The sequence below is a fragment of the Enterobacter cloacae complex sp. AR_0002 genome (assembly GCF_001922365.1).
Lineage (GTDB): Bacteria > Pseudomonadota > Gammaproteobacteria > Enterobacterales > Enterobacteriaceae > Enterobacter > Enterobacter hormaechei_C.
This window is the reverse complement of record NZ_CP018814.1, coordinates 3325626-3339185: the sequence shown is the minus strand read 5'-3', so window position 1 is coordinate 3339185 and position 13560 is coordinate 3325626. Positions and strand designations below refer to the sequence as shown.

Genomic DNA, 13560 nt, shown 5'->3' with positions numbered 1-13560 from the left:
ACAACGGTGGAAACTTATCGTCAGGTGGCGCCGCGCTTACCTGACCTACGGATCGTGCCGTAGTCGTAGGGCGGGTAAGCGCATGCGCCACCCGCCGTTTTTCAGACTTACTTAGTAATACGACCCTGAGCATCTTTCAGCGCGGCATCGACAGTCTGGCGACCGCTTGCAGCGTTGATGACGGCGGTACGGGTGGCGTACCAGAATGCAGCCATCTGAGGGATGTTCGGCATGATTTCGCCTTTCTGGGCGTTATCCATGGTGGCCGCAATACGTGGATCTTTCGCCAGCTGATCCTGGAAGGATTTCAGCGCAACGGCGCCCAGCGGTTTGTCCTTGTTCACTTCATCCAGACCCTGATCGGTCAGCAGGTAGTTTTCGAGGAACTCTTTCGCCAGCTCTTTGTTCGGGCTGGCGGCGTTGATGCCTGCGCTCAGCACGCCCACGAACGGTTTAGACGGTTTGCCGTTGAAGGTTGGCAGCAGGGTCACGCCGTAGTTGATTTTGCTCTTGTCGATGTTGGTCCAGGCCCACGGACCGTTGATGGTCATCGCGGTTTCGCCTTTGTTGAACGCCGCTTCCGCGATGGAGTAGTCAGTATCCGCGTTCATGTGTTTGTTCTTAATCAGGTCAACCAGGAAGGTCAGACCTTTTTTCGCGCCCGCACTGTCCACCCCCACGTCTTTCACGTCATATTTGCCGTTTTCAAACTTGAACGCGTAGCCGCCGTCGGCAGCAATCAGCGGCCAGGTGAAGTACGGTTCTTGCAGGTTGAACATCAGAGCGGATTTACCCTTCGCCTTCAGCTCTTTATCCAGAGCAGGGATCTCTTCCCAGGTTTTCGGTGGGTTTGGCACCAGGTCTTTGTTGTAAATCAGTGACAGGGCTTCAACCGCGATTGGGTATGCGATCAGCTTGCCGTTATAGCGAACGGCGTCCCAGGTGAACGGGAACAGTTTGTCCTGGAAGGCTTTGTCTGGCGTAACTTCTGCCAGCAGGCCAGACTGCGCGTAGCCCCCGAAACGGTCATGCGCCCAGAAGATAATGTCCGGGCCATCGCCCGTTGCCGCAACCTGCGGGAACTTCTCTTCCAGTTTGTCCGGGTGCTCTACGGTGACTTTGATACCGGTGTCTTTCTCAAATTTTTTGCCCACTTCGGCCAGACCGTTATAGCCCTTGTCGCCGTTAATCCAGATAACCAGCTTACCTTCTTCAATTTTGGCGAGAGCCGGTGCGGAAATCATCATTGCTGCGAGGGCGGACAATGCGAAAACGCGTGCGCCAGTCTTGATCTTCATATCTGCCATCCTTTATTGGTGATGTGCTCGTGGATACATAAGGTGGTTCAACGTGACTCAGTCTCCTTATTTGACATCCTCTTTCCATCCTCCCAGTCCCTACGCCCCACCCCCTGTTTGTGTGATCCCTGTAACATAAATTTAAGTTATGAGTGCTGGCGCACATAAAAACCCACTGAATTTTGCAGGCCGCTTCACGATTTTCGCCTCGGCCCCTCAGCTGCGGTCGCAGAGCCTGCTCTCTCATCCTCCCGCCTCCTCCCCCATAAAAAAGCCGGGGGGTGGAGGATTCACGAAAGTAATGGAACACGCATAGTGAACTTATCTTGAATGTTTCTGTCGGTGACAGGTTGTAACGAAGGGAGAAGGGCATGGCGAGCGTACAGCTGCGTAATGTAACGAAAGCCTGGGGCGACGTAGTGGTGTCAAAAGACATCAATCTGGACATCCACGAAGGTGAATTTGTGGTGTTCGTGGGTCCATCAGGCTGTGGTAAATCGACTCTGCTGCGTATGATTGCCGGTCTTGAAACCATCACCAGTGGCGATTTATTTATTGGTGATACCCGAATGAACGACATCCCACCAGCAGAACGCGGCGTGGGCATGGTGTTCCAGTCTTATGCGCTTTATCCGCATCTTTCCGTTGCCGAGAACATGTCCTTTGGCCTGAAGCTGGCCGGCGCGAAAAAAGAGACCATTAACCAGCGCGTCACCCAGGTGGCGGAAGTGCTTCAGCTGGCACATCTGCTGGAGCGTAAACCGAAGGCGCTCTCCGGCGGTCAGCGTCAGCGTGTGGCGATCGGCCGTACGCTGGTGGCCGAGCCGCGCGTGTTCCTGCTCGATGAACCTCTCTCTAACCTGGATGCCGCCCTGCGCGTCCAGATGCGTATCGAAATCTCCCGTCTGCACAAACGCCTTGGACGCACGATGATTTACGTCACCCACGATCAGGTCGAAGCGATGACGCTGGCCGACAAAATCGTGGTGCTGGATGCCGGTCGCGTGGCGCAGGTGGGCAAACCGCTGGAGCTGTATCACTACCCGGCAGACCGCTTTGTTGCGGGCTTTATTGGCTCGCCAAAGATGAACTTCCTGCCCGTAAAAGTGACCGCGACGGCAATCGAACAGGTACAGGTGGAGCTGCCAAACCGTCAGCAAGTCTGGCTGCCGGTCGACAGCGCCAACGTACAGGTGGGGGCCAATATGTCCCTCGGTATCCGTCCTGAGCATCTACTGCCAAGCCACATTGCGGATGTGACGCTGGAAGGTGAAGTTCAGGTCGTCGAACAGCTTGGTCACGAAACACAGATTCATATCCAGATCCCCGCCATCCGTCAGAACCTGGTCTACCGCCAGAATGACGTGGTGTTGGTAGAAGAGGGTGCCACATTCGCTATCGGTTTGCCGCCAGAGCGTTGCCATCTGTTCCGTGAGGATGGCACTGCATGTCGTCGGTTGCACAAAGAGCCAGGCGTTTAAGCATTCCAATTACAAAGAAAAGCAATGATCTCAGGAGATAGAATAATGATTACTCTGCGCAAAGTCCCTCTGGCTGTCGCCATTGCGGCAGGCATCCTGTCTGCCCAGGCGGGCGCCGTAGACTTTAAAGGTTATGCTCGTTCCGGCATTGGCTGGACCGGAAGTGGCGGTGAACAACAATGTTTCCAGGCAACAGGCGCACAAAGTAAATACCGTCTCGGTAACGAATGTGAAACCTACGCCGAACTGAAACTGGGCCAGGAAGTGTGGAAAGAAGGCGACAAGAGCTTCTATTTCGACACCAACGTAGCGTACTCCGTTTCTCAACAGAATGACTGGGAATCCACCAGCCCGGCCTTCCGTGAAGCTAACGTGCAGGGTAAAAACCTGATTGAATGGCTGCCAGGCTCTACCATCTGGGCCGGTAAGCGCTTCTATCAGCGTCATGACGTACACATGATCGACTTCTACTACTGGGATATCTCTGGTCCTGGTGCCGGTATTGAAAACATCGATCTGGGCTTTGGTAAACTCTCTCTGGCAGCGACCCGTTCTTCTGAGTCCGGCGGTTCTGCAACCTTCGCCGATCGTGATGCGAACGGCGACCGTATTTATGACAACGTGGTACCAAACGATGTCTTCGACGTCCGTTTAGCCGGTCTGGAAACCAACCCGGGCGGTACGCTGGAGCTGGGCGTTGACTACGGTCATACCAACATTCCTGACGACTACTATCTGCAACCTGGCGCCTCTAAAGATGGCTGGCTGTTCACCGCTGAACACACCCAGAGCATGATGAAAGGCTTCAACAAGTTCGTACTGCAATACGGTACGGATTCCATGACCTCTAACGGTAAAGGTATTCCACAGGGCGGCAGCATCGATAACGACGGCTCTATGTGGCGCGTGCTGGACCACGGTGCAATCACCCTGGCAGACCGTTGGGACCTGATGTACGTCGGTATGTACCAGAACATCGATCGTGACAACAACAACGGTACCGAGTGGTGGACCGTGGGTGTTCGTCCAATGTTCAAATGGACGCCGATCATGAGCACCTTGCTGGAAGTGGGCTACGACAACGTTAAGTCTCAGAAAACTGACGACAAAAACAGCCAGTACAAAATCACCCTGGCACAGCAATGGCAGGCAGGCGACAGCATCTGGTCCCGTCCGGCTATCCGTGTCTTCGCAACCTACGCGAAGTGGGATGAGAAATGGGGCTATGCAAACAACGACTCAGGTGCAGGTTACACCTCTGGCGTAGCGTATAGCGACACCTCCGCGAAAACCTTCAGCCGTGGGGACAACGATGAGTGGACCTTCGGCGCCCAGATGGAAATCTGGTGGTAATTCGTCGAGCCTGACGTAATGACCTGAAAAGAGGGGCGTAAGCCCCTCTCTCCTTAGGGTGCTGCGCGCTATTGCCTGGCCACCGCAGTGCTCACGCTATCAGAGGTAATAACAATGAAAATGAAGAAAAGTCTCGTCGCGCTGTGCCTCTCTGCGGGGCTGTTGGCCTGTGCGCCTGCGCTCACCTATGCAGATGTGAATTTTGTTCCTCAAAATACCAGTGCTGCGCCAGCTATTCCGGCTGCGGCACTTCAGCAACTGGTGTGGACGCCAGTTGATCAGTCGAAAACGCAAACCACCCAGCTTGCCGCTGGCGGTCAGTCGCTGAACGTGCCGGGTATCAGCGGTCCGGTTGCGGCTTTCAGCGTGCCGGCGAATATCGGCGAGCTGACCCTGACGTTAACCAGTGAAGTCAATAAACAGACCAGCGTCTTCGCGCCTAACGTGCTGATCCTCGATCAGAGCATGACGCCATCCGCATTCTTCCCAAGCGACTATTTCAGCTATCAGGAGCCTGGCGTCATGAGTGCCGATCGGCTGGAAGGCGTTATGCGCCTGACGCCAGCCCTGGGTCAGCAGAAGATTTATGTCCTGGTGTTCACGACTGAAAAAGATCTGCAACAGACAACGAAGCTGGTTGATCCGGCGAAAGCCTACGCAAAAGGCACCGGTAACGCTGTCCCGGATATCCCGGATCCGCATGCTCGCCATACTACCGACGGCCTGATCAAGCTGAAAGTCTCCACCAACAGCGCCTCCAGCGTACTCGTAGGCCCGCTGTTTGGCTCATCTGGCCCGGGGCCGGTAACGGTGGGTAATACTGCCGCGCCTGTGTATGCCGCGCCAGCCGCAACACCGGCCGCGGCTCCGGCCCCGGCGAAAAAAGCCGAGCCGGTGCTTAACGATACTGAAACGTACTTTAACAACGCCATCAAGCAGGCAGTTAAAAACGGCGATGTCGATAAAGCGCTGAAACTGCTTGATGAAGCCGAGCGTTTAGGTTCAACCACTGCCCGTTCCACCTTTATCAGCAGTGTAAAAGGCAAGGGGTAACCGTCTCCCCACAGTGCTGATTTTGTTAGTCCTTTGGTGCGCCTTCACGGGCGCACTTTTTTTGGCTAAGTTGCACCATTGTTGCGATAGTGATCGTTAAATTCTGTTTGTCCGTCCTCATTTTGCCAATCTGCGATACAATGCTTTTACGTTATGTATCGGAGAGTCTGGCATGTCACACCCCGCGCTCACGCAGCTGCGTGCGCTACGCTATTTCGACCACATCCCTGCGCTTGACCCGGAACAGCTGGACTGGCTGCTGCTGGAAGATTCCATGACAAAACGTTTTGAGCAACAGGGTAAAACGGTCACGGTGACGATGATTCAGGAAGGGTTTGTCTCGCCTGCGGAGATTGCCAGCGAGCTGCCGCTGCTGCCGCAGGAAGAACGCTACTGGCTGCGTGAAATTTTACTCTGTGCGGATGGCGAGCCGTGGCTTGCCGGGCGGACGGTGGTTCCTGAGTCTACACTTTCCGGGCCGGAGCTGGCATTGCAACGCCTCGGCAAAACGCCCCTGGGGCGCTATCTGTTCACCTCGTCTGAACTGACCCGTGATTTTATTGAAATAGGTTGCGATGCCGATTTGTGGGGGCGCCGTTCCCGCCTTCGTTTGAGTGGCAAGCCGTTAATACTGACGGAACTCTTTTTGCCTGCATCGCCGTTGTACTAAGAGGGAGAGAAAATGGAGTGGAGTCTGACGCAGAATAAGCTGCTGGCCTATCACCGCCTGATGCGTACTGATAAACCCATTGGCGCGCTGCTGCTGCTGTGGCCGACCTTATGGGCGCTGTGGGTTGCCACGCCGGGCGTGCCGCCGCTGTGGATCCTGGCGGTGTTTGTGGCGGGTGTCTGGCTGATGCGCGCTGCGGGTTGTGTGGTCAACGACTATGCTGACCGGAAATTTGATGGACATGTTAAGCGCACCGCGAATCGTCCTCTGCCGAGCGGTCAGGTGACCGGGAAAGAGGCGCGCATTCTGTTTGTGGTGCTGGTGCTTCTCTCTTTCATGCTGGTGTTAACCCTTAACACCATGACCATTCTACTGTCCGTTGCGGCTCTGGCGCTGGCCTGGGTTTACCCGTTCATGAAGCGATACACCCATCTGCCGCAGGTGGTATTGGGTGCGGCATTTGGCTGGTCGATTCCCATGGCGTTTGCCGCGGTCAGCGAGTCCGTTCCGCTCAGCTGCTGGCTGATGTTCCTGGCGAATATTCTCTGGGCCGTTGCGTACGATACCCAATACGCGATGGTCGATCGCGATGACGATCTCAAGATTGGCATCAAATCGACGGCGATCCTGTTTGGTCGTCACGACAAGCTGATCATCGGCATATTACAGGTGGCGGTGCTGGCGCTGATGGTGGCGATTGGTCGCCTGAACGGGCTGAACTGGGAGTTTTACTGGTCCGTACTGGTGGCGGGGCTGCTGTTTGCGTATCAGCAGAAGCTGATCGCAAAGCGCGAGCGTGAAGCCTGCTTTAAAGCGTTTCTGAATAATAACTACGTCGGGCTGGTGCTGTTTCTGGGCCTGGCGATGAGTTACTGGTCATAAAAAAGCCGGGTGGCGGCTTCGCCTTACCCGGCCTACGATTTAGCGGAACATGTAGGCCGGGTAAGCGTTAGCGTCACCCGGCTTTAGCATCATTCGCCCTGCGTCGAACTCTCAATCGTTAAACGCACATCCGCGGTAATCAGCTCTGCCAGCATCTGGTAAACCTTCATCGTCTCTTCCGGCTCGGCATCGCCCGTATCGCTAATGTACCCTTCGTCGCGCAGCGTCAGCACCAGGGAGCTGAATACCGCTTTGTCGAAGAATTCCGGGGCGTTAATGCCATGCAGAACGGAGAGGCGCTGGGCCAGCGTCCGGCTCTCTTTTTCCAGCGTACCGCGGTTGATGGACGGATTTGCACTCAGCAACCAGAAGGTAATAGCGTAGCGCTGCAACGTCTCACGCGCACCGGAAGCCAGGAGCTGCAAGGTACGTGAACGTGACGGATTGATATGCAGTTCATCATCACTGATGGTAATCAGCCCCTGACGATGCATCTCTGCCGTCATTTTATCGAGCTCTGCCGCCAGTTCATCCTTACTCCAGCGCAGGAACAGCTCCGCTTTCAGCATCGGGTAGATGGCCTGAATATGGCGCAGCAGCTCCTGACGCGAAATACGGCGGTGCTGGGTAATAATGGCCGCCATCAGCGACGGCAGCATCAGCATGTGCGTGATGTTATTACGGTAGTAGGTCATCAGCACGGCCTGCTCGCGCGGCAGAATGATGATGTCACCAATCGTATCTTTCTCGACTTCGAACTTGTTCATCTGCAACGCGTGATCGATCAGCTCGCTGGCGGTGGCAGACGGCACGGTCGAATCCACGGAATACGGCACGTTGCGCATGATATCCAGGTAGCAGTCAATCTGCTCGGTCAGCTGTTCGCGGGTCAGTGAACGCTGGCGAGAGGCCAGAAGCGCAGTACAACACAGGTTCATGGCGTTTGCCGCACCAGCATTGTTGATGCGTACCATCAGCTCGGATGCAATGCCGTTGACCGTTGGCGTCAGCCAGGCCGGACGTACCGCTTCGATAGGATCGATAGACTCGCGCCACTCCGGAACATGATGGTTCAGATATGTCATCAGCGGCAGGGGCTCGCCAAAGTTCACGTATCCCTGGCCGAGGTTGCGCAATTTACTCAGCCCACGCAGCATCTGCGGCAGACTCTCTTTCTCTTTGGTTGCACCGCGCAGCTCTTTCGCGTAGGTGCCCACTTCCATCACGTGTTCATAACCGATGTAAATCGGCACCAGCGTGATAGGACGGGTACCGCCACGCAGCATGGCCTGAATGGTCATCGACAGCGTGCCGGTCTTTGGATCGAGCAGACGACCGGTACGCGAGCGACCGCCTTCAACAAAGTACTCCACAGAATAACCGCGGCTGAACAGCTCGCCCAGATACTCCCTGAAGACGGTGGAGTAAAGCTTGTTACCTTTAAAGGTACGACGAATGAAGAACGCACCCAGACGGCGGAAAATCGGGCCTGCTGGCCAGAAGTTCAGGTTGATACCGGCAGCAATATGCGGTGGCACCAACCCCTGGTGATAGAGCACGTAAGAGAGCAACAAGTAGTCCATGTGGCTGCGGTGGCAGGGCACATAGACAATCTCGTGGCCGTCGTGCGCTAACTGACGCACGCGTTCGGCGTTGTGGACGTTAATCCCCTGATAGAGGCGGTTCCACGTGAAGCCGAGGATACGGTCAGAGAGGCGAATCATCTCGTAGGAGAAGTTCGCGGCGATCTCTTCCATCAGCGCGATTGCGTTCTGCTGCGCTTTCTCGTGCGAAATTTTCTTGCTGCGCGCTTCGTCTTCTACGGCACGGGCAATCGCTTTGGAAGCCAGCAGCTTGTTGAACAGATCCTGACGTGCCGGGAGACGTGGTCCAACGGCCGCCAGACGCTGACGTGCAAAGTGCATACGCGCAACGCGCGCCAGCTTTTGCGCAATGATTTTGTCAGTGCCGTGTTCATCCGCCATGCGGCGCAGTGAAACGGAAGGTGAGAAGCGGACAAAACTGTCGCGTCCCAGCCAGGAGACGGCGAAAAACTTCTGAATGCCGTTGAGCATACGCAGCGGCGGGTTCTCTTCCCCTTTTTCGCGCCCCGGACGACGGCCAAACATCACCGATACCGGCACCATCTGCACGTCCAGATCGGGGTTGCTGCGGTGCAGATCGAGGTAATCATGGAACAGCTTAATGGACTCTTCTTTCGGCGTGTAATAGGTGAACACGCGCGGCCCGCCATGGATGAACACGTAGCGTGGCAGCAGCGTACCGTCGACTTCCAGCGGTTCAAGTGGGTCAGGTAAATCGTGCGCCAGACATTGAGCGCGAAGCGTCAGCAGGTCTGCCTTCGAGTTATAAGGCAAAACGTACATAATAGGGCGCGACGTATCGAGCCCTAATTCCAGCGCAGGTTCTGCTGGGATAGACTTACTTTTTACCAGGACGCTTAATGGTAAATTAAGTAATTTGTAGTAAATTCGTGGCCAGCCGGACATAAACGATGTAAAGCCTCTGGTTAATAATGCAATTGCGGCGCAAGGATAACAGAAAGCGCGCAAAATTTCTGTTGTTACCCGTCATACTTCAGGTTGCAGCAAAACGCGCTGCGGCTTTAGTTACAGACGCTATTTATCATAAAAGGTTCTTTTAATGGCCAATAATACCACTGGGTTAACTCGAATCATTAAAGCTGCCGGTTATTCATGGAAAGGTTTCCGCGCTGCATGGGTTAATGAAGCCGCTTTCCGCCAGGAGGCGGTTGCTGCAATCGTTGCCGTTGTCATCGCCTGCTTCCTTGATGTTGATGCTATCACCCGCGTACTGCTCATCGGATCTGTCTTTCTGGTGATGATAGTGGAAATTCTTAATAGCGCTATTGAGGCCGTTGTTGACCGAATCGGGTCGGAATTCCATGAATTGTCTGGCCGGGCGAAAGACATGGGTTCCGCTGCCGTACTGCTGGCGATTATCACTGCGGCGATCACCTGGGTCACGCTGCTTTGGTCGCATTTCCGATGAGCCTCGAGGAATAATTAAGTCCCTGGTTTTTTGTGCAGTTTTTGGTTCCAAAATCGCCTTTGACTGTATATACTCACAGCATAACTGTATATACACCCAGGGGGCGGTATGAAAGCGTTAACGACCAGGCAGCAAGAGGTGTTTGATCTCATTCGGGATCATATCGGCCAGACGGGTATGCCACCCACGCGTGCAGAAATTGCGCAGCGTCTGGGCTTCCGTTCTCCTAATGCTGCCGAAGAGCACCTTAAAGCGCTGGCGCGTAAGGGCGTGATTGAGATTGTTTCCGGCGCCTCACGCGGTATTCGTCTGCTGGTGGAAGAAGAGAGCGGTATTCCGCTGGTGGGTCGCGTAGCGGCAGGTGAACCTCTGCTGGCGCAACAGCACATCGAAGGGCACTATCAGGTTGACCCAGGCATGTTCAAGCCGAGCGCCGATTTCCTGCTGCGCGTTAGCGGAATGTCCATGAAAGATATCGGTATTCTGGATGGCGATCTGCTGGCGGTACACAAAACGCAGGACGTGCGTAACGGGCAAGTCGTGGTGGCGCGCATTGATGATGAAGTGACGGTTAAGCGCCTGAAGAAACAAGGCAATACCGTGCAGCTTCTGCCTGAAAACAATGAATTCTCCCCGATTGTGGTGGATCTCCGCGAGCAGAGCTTCTCTATTGAAGGACTGGCGGTCGGCGTTATCCGCAACGGTGAATGGCTGTAATCTCTTCCTGACAGGCTGTAGTTCCTCTACAGCCTGGCCTGTTTTCTGATTCCGGTAATTTCCATGGCATTGCTAACTTCTGCCGATAAGGCGTTGTGGCGTCTTGCGCTACCGATGATTTTTTCCAATATTACCGTTCCTCTGCTGGGGCTGGTGGATACGGCGGTTATCGGGCATCTTGATTCGCCGATTTATCTCGGCGGCGTCGCGATCGGCGCAACGGCGACCAGCTTCCTCTTTATGCTGCTGCTTTTTCTGCGCATGAGTACGACAGGCCTGACGGCCCAGGCGTATGGTGCAAAAGATCCTCTGCGTCTGGCGCGTGCGCTGGTTCAGCCGCTCATTCTGGCGTTCGGTGCTGGCGCGTTAATCGTTCTGTTGCGTACGCCGCTGATTGATTTTGCGCTCCATATTGTGGGCGGCAGCGATGCCGTACTGGAACAGGCCCGGCGGTTCCTCGAAATTCGCTGGCTCAGCGCGCCCGCTTCACTGGCAAACCTGGTCCTGCTGGGCTGGCTGCTGGGCGTGCAGTACGCCCGCGCGCCGGTGATCCTACTGGTGGTGGGCAACCTGCTTAACATTGTGCTCGATCTCTGGCTGGTGATGGGGCTGCACATGAACGTCCGGGGCGCGGCGCTGGCCACGGCGATTGCCGAGTACGGTACGCTGCTGATCGGTTTGGGGATGGTCTGGCGCGTGCTGGCGATGCGCGGTATCACCCTGGATCTGCTGAAATCGGCCTGGCGCGGCAACATTCGAAAGCTGCTGGCGCTTAATCGCGACATCATGCTCCGTTCGCTTCTGCTGCAACTCTGCTTTGGTGCATTAACCGTTTTTGGTGCGCGTCTTGGGCCTGAGATCGTTGCCGTCAACGCAGTGCTCATGACATTACTGACCTTTACCGCTTACGCGCTGGATGGTTTTGCTTACGCCGTGGAGGCGCATTCAGGGCAGGCCTATGGCGCGCGTGAAAGCGGCCAGTTACGTGAGGTCTGGCGTGCTGCCTGTCGTCAGGCGGGTCTGGTGGCGCTGGCCTTTGCTCTGGTATACGCCTGTTTTGGTGGGCATATTGTCGCACTACTCACCTCGTTGCCCGCGCTACGTGAGCTGGCCGATCGCTACATCCTCTGGCAGGTAGTATTACCGGTGGTGGGTGTGTGGTGCTATTTGCTGGACGGCATGTTTATTGGTGCGACGCGAGGGGCGGAGATGCGCAACAGCATGGCCGTCGCGGCGGCGGGGTTTGGCCTGACGCTGCTGACCCTGCCGTATCTCGGCAATCATGGTCTGTGGCTGGCGCTGGCGGTGTTTCTCTCACTGCGTGGCCTTTCGCTGGCCGTTATCTGGCATCGTCACTGGCGAAACAATACCTGGTTTCCAGCCCCGCACGATATATCGTAACGGTTAAAGATTCCGAATATAAAAACAACTACCGAATCCTTAACTACAATAATAATCACGTCCAGCAGAAAAGAACGTAGCGGGCGATACTCATAGACGCTTAACACGAGGACACGATTATGAATAAAGACGAAATCGGCGGCAACTGGAAGCAATTCAAAGGTAAAGCGAAAGAACAGTGGGGTAAGCTGACAGATGACGATATGACCGTCATTGAAGGTAAGCGCGATCAGCTGGTAGGTAAAATCCAGGAGCGCTACGGTTACGAAAAAGATCAGGCGGAAAACGAAGTCAAAGACTGGGAAACCCGTAACGACTACCGCTGGTAACCGGTACTATCCCCAAGGGCGGCCCTGAGCCGCCTTTTTCTTTGGCTTTAACGCGGCTTTTTCTTCACCAGGATAGAGTGATCGTGCTGACAGTCATCCTGATGACGGCATGACTCCACCTCCACGCAGGCAGAACATAAGCCGTGGGCTTCAATCACGTTATGGCGCAGCGCAAAGCCCATTCTGGCTGCCAGCGTATGCATAATATCTTCCACACCTTCCGCACACTCTTCCTTCACCACACCACAGCGATCGCAGATAAACATGGCGGACGTGTGAGTTGGCTGGTCAAAAAGATGGCACAGCACATAGCTGTTTGTTGATTCCACTTTATGCACAAACCCTTGCTCCAACAGAAAATCCAGCGCCCGATAAACGGTCGGCGGTTTTGCCTGCGGCTCGCTTTCACGCAGCAGATCGAGCAGATCGTAGGCGCTGATGGCGCCCTGTTGCAGGCTCATCAGACGCAGTACCTCAAGGCGCTGCGGGGTCAGGCGCACATTGCGTTGCGCGCACAGCTTTTCAGCTTGCGCTAACAGCTCTTTTGTGGACTTGTCCATCGGGCACCTCGGATGTGGTAAGGGGTGAAAACTCTCACTTTATCATGTTCTGCTAAAAACACCGAGATCCGCCAGGCTGTGCTATACCTGACGCATCGCAAATCAGGAGATCGCAAAATGAAAAGACCTGACTGTATTCGGCACTGGCGGGACGTGGAAGGCGCTGATGACGCAACGTATCCTGACAGCAACGAACGTTTTTCTATTGGCGCGCCGCTGGCCCGCAAACTGGGTCTCGGCCGCATTGGTATTCACCATGAACGGCTGCCGCCCGGACGCCGCACATCTTATCCGCATGCGGAAAGCGACGAAGAGGAGTTTGTTTACGTTCTGGAGGGTTACCCTGAGGCCTGGATCAATGGCTATTTATGGAAGCTCGAACCCGGAGACAGCGTGGGATTTCCAGCAGGGACGGGCGTGTGTCACACCTTTATCAACAATACCGATGAAGAGGTGCGCTTACTGGTGGTGGGTGAGGCCAATAAAAAACATAACCGTATCTACTATCCGCTCAATCCGGTGTATGCCGCGACGCGCGAAGACCGCTGGGTCGACCATCCGCCTCAGTTTTTTGGGCCGCACGATGGAAAACCTGGGCGAAAATAATTTCCTCTTCTATAAATATTGATGGTCGTCACATATTACAACAGGCCGGGATGGAATTTAACTTAAGGAAATAGCGGGTCTTTTTGCACTTATTCACAGCAATAGTTCGTTCCTGTTTGGGTGATAACAGACAGGGTTAACTAATAACAAACTATTTACGAGCACACTGTGAAAAAA

Annotated in this window: 13 protein-coding genes; 10 read left to right on the top strand and 3 right to left on the bottom strand. The window is 55.0% G+C overall.

Features of this window, described 5'->3' with window-relative positions; translation table 11 throughout:
- Positions 1-107: 107 nt before the first annotated feature.
- A complete protein-coding gene (gene malE / locus AM329_RS16570; RefSeq protein WP_003860330.1) occupies positions 108-1298 on the bottom strand; it encodes a maltose/maltodextrin ABC transporter substrate-binding protein MalE in 1191 nt (396 codons plus the stop codon).
- Positions 1299-1669: 371 nt separating this feature from the next.
- Here malE and malK point away from each other — a divergent pair, with 371 nt between their 5' ends.
- From malK to ubiA, 5 genes are all read left to right on the top strand, one after another.
- Positions 1670-2779 (top strand): maltose/maltodextrin ABC transporter ATP-binding protein MalK, encoded by a 1110-nt coding sequence (gene malK / locus AM329_RS16565; protein WP_003860329.1) that lies wholly within the window; start codon positions 1670-1672, stop codon positions 2777-2779.
- 42 nt (positions 2780-2821) lie between these two features.
- Positions 2822-4132, top strand: a complete 1311-nt coding sequence (locus tag AM329_RS16560) for a maltoporin (protein ID WP_026080558.1) — start codon at positions 2822-2824, stop codon at positions 4130-4132.
- A 114-nt stretch (positions 4133-4246) separates the two neighbouring features.
- Positions 4247-5185: a maltose operon protein MalM gene (gene malM, locus AM329_RS16555; protein WP_003860327.1), complete on the top strand. Its 939-nt coding sequence runs from the start codon at positions 4247-4249 to the stop codon at positions 5183-5185.
- Between the two features lie 172 nt (positions 5186-5357).
- Complete coding sequence (gene ubiC / locus AM329_RS16550; RefSeq protein ID WP_022646736.1) at positions 5358-5855, top strand: chorismate lyase; 498 nt, start codon at positions 5358-5360, stop codon at positions 5853-5855.
- A 12-nt stretch (positions 5856-5867) separates the two neighbouring features.
- Entirely contained in the window at positions 5868-6737 is an 870-nt protein-coding gene (gene ubiA / locus AM329_RS16545) for a 4-hydroxybenzoate octaprenyltransferase (protein ID WP_023315219.1), read from the top strand.
- An 89-nt stretch (positions 6738-6826) separates the two neighbouring features.
- Here ubiA and plsB read toward each other — a convergent pair whose 3' ends face one another.
- Positions 6827-9247, bottom strand: a complete 2421-nt coding sequence (plsB, locus tag AM329_RS16540; RefSeq protein WP_003860322.1) for a glycerol-3-phosphate 1-O-acyltransferase PlsB — start codon at positions 9245-9247, stop codon at positions 6827-6829.
- Between the two features lie 154 nt (positions 9248-9401).
- Here plsB and AM329_RS16535 point away from each other — a divergent pair, with 154 nt between their 5' ends.
- The 4 genes from AM329_RS16535 (at position 9402) to AM329_RS16520 (ending at position 12217) form a co-directional block, all read left to right on the top strand.
- Entirely contained in the window at positions 9402-9770 is a 369-nt protein-coding gene (locus AM329_RS16535) for a diacylglycerol kinase (RefSeq protein WP_003860321.1), read from the top strand.
- Between the two features lie 108 nt (positions 9771-9878).
- Entirely contained in the window at positions 9879-10487 is a 609-nt protein-coding gene (gene lexA / locus AM329_RS16530) for a transcriptional repressor LexA (protein ID WP_003860318.1), read from the top strand.
- Between the two features lie 63 nt (positions 10488-10550).
- The gene (gene dinF, locus AM329_RS16525; RefSeq protein ID WP_032608244.1) at positions 10551-11888 is read left to right on the top strand and encodes an MATE family efflux transporter DinF; all 1338 of its coding nucleotides are present in this window, start codon (positions 10551-10553) and stop codon (positions 11886-11888) included.
- 119 nt (positions 11889-12007) lie between these two features.
- Complete coding sequence (locus AM329_RS16520; RefSeq protein WP_003860314.1) at positions 12008-12217, top strand: CsbD family protein; 210 nt, start codon at positions 12008-12010, stop codon at positions 12215-12217.
- A gap of 47 nt (positions 12218-12264) precedes the next feature.
- Here the strand turns inward: AM329_RS16520 and zur are convergent, their stop codons facing one another.
- The gene (gene zur / locus AM329_RS16515; protein WP_003860309.1) at positions 12265-12777 is read right to left on the bottom strand and encodes a zinc uptake transcriptional repressor Zur; all 513 of its coding nucleotides are present in this window, start codon (positions 12775-12777) and stop codon (positions 12265-12267) included.
- A gap of 117 nt (positions 12778-12894) precedes the next feature.
- Between zur and AM329_RS16510 the strand changes: the two genes are divergently transcribed.
- Complete coding sequence (locus AM329_RS16510; protein WP_003860307.1) at positions 12895-13383, top strand: cupin domain-containing protein; 489 nt, start codon at positions 12895-12897, stop codon at positions 13381-13383.
- Positions 13384-13560 lie beyond the last annotated feature (177 nt).

Excerpts from the sequence above, each read along its gene's own strand:
- malE (WP_003860330.1), bottom strand. The coding sequence starts at position 1,298 with ATGAAGATCAAGACTGGCGCACGCGTTTTCGCATTGTCCGCCCTCGCA.
- malK (WP_003860329.1), top strand. The coding sequence starts at position 1,670 with ATGGCGAGCGTACAGCTGCGTAATGTAACGAAAGCCTGGGGCGACGTA.
- malM (WP_003860327.1), top strand. The coding sequence starts at position 4,247 with ATGAAAATGAAGAAAAGTCTCGTCGCGCTGTGCCTCTCTGCGGGGCTG.
- ubiC (WP_022646736.1), top strand. The coding sequence starts at position 5,358 with ATGTCACACCCCGCGCTCACGCAGCTGCGTGCGCTACGCTATTTCGAC.
- ubiA (WP_023315219.1), top strand. The coding sequence starts at position 5,868 with ATGGAGTGGAGTCTGACGCAGAATAAGCTGCTGGCCTATCACCGCCTG.
- plsB (WP_003860322.1), bottom strand. The coding sequence starts at position 9,247 with ATGTCCGGCTGGCCACGAATTTACTACAAATTACTTAATTTACCATTA.
- AM329_RS16535 (WP_003860321.1), top strand. The coding sequence starts at position 9,402 with ATGGCCAATAATACCACTGGGTTAACTCGAATCATTAAAGCTGCCGGT.
- lexA (WP_003860318.1), top strand. The coding sequence starts at position 9,879 with ATGAAAGCGTTAACGACCAGGCAGCAAGAGGTGTTTGATCTCATTCGG.
- dinF (WP_032608244.1), top strand. The coding sequence starts at position 10,551 with ATGGCATTGCTAACTTCTGCCGATAAGGCGTTGTGGCGTCTTGCGCTA.
- AM329_RS16520 (WP_003860314.1), top strand. The coding sequence starts at position 12,008 with ATGAATAAAGACGAAATCGGCGGCAACTGGAAGCAATTCAAAGGTAAA.
- zur (WP_003860309.1), bottom strand. The coding sequence starts at position 12,777 with ATGGACAAGTCCACAAAAGAGCTGTTAGCGCAAGCTGAAAAGCTGTGC.
- AM329_RS16510 (WP_003860307.1), top strand. The coding sequence starts at position 12,895 with ATGAAAAGACCTGACTGTATTCGGCACTGGCGGGACGTGGAAGGCGCT.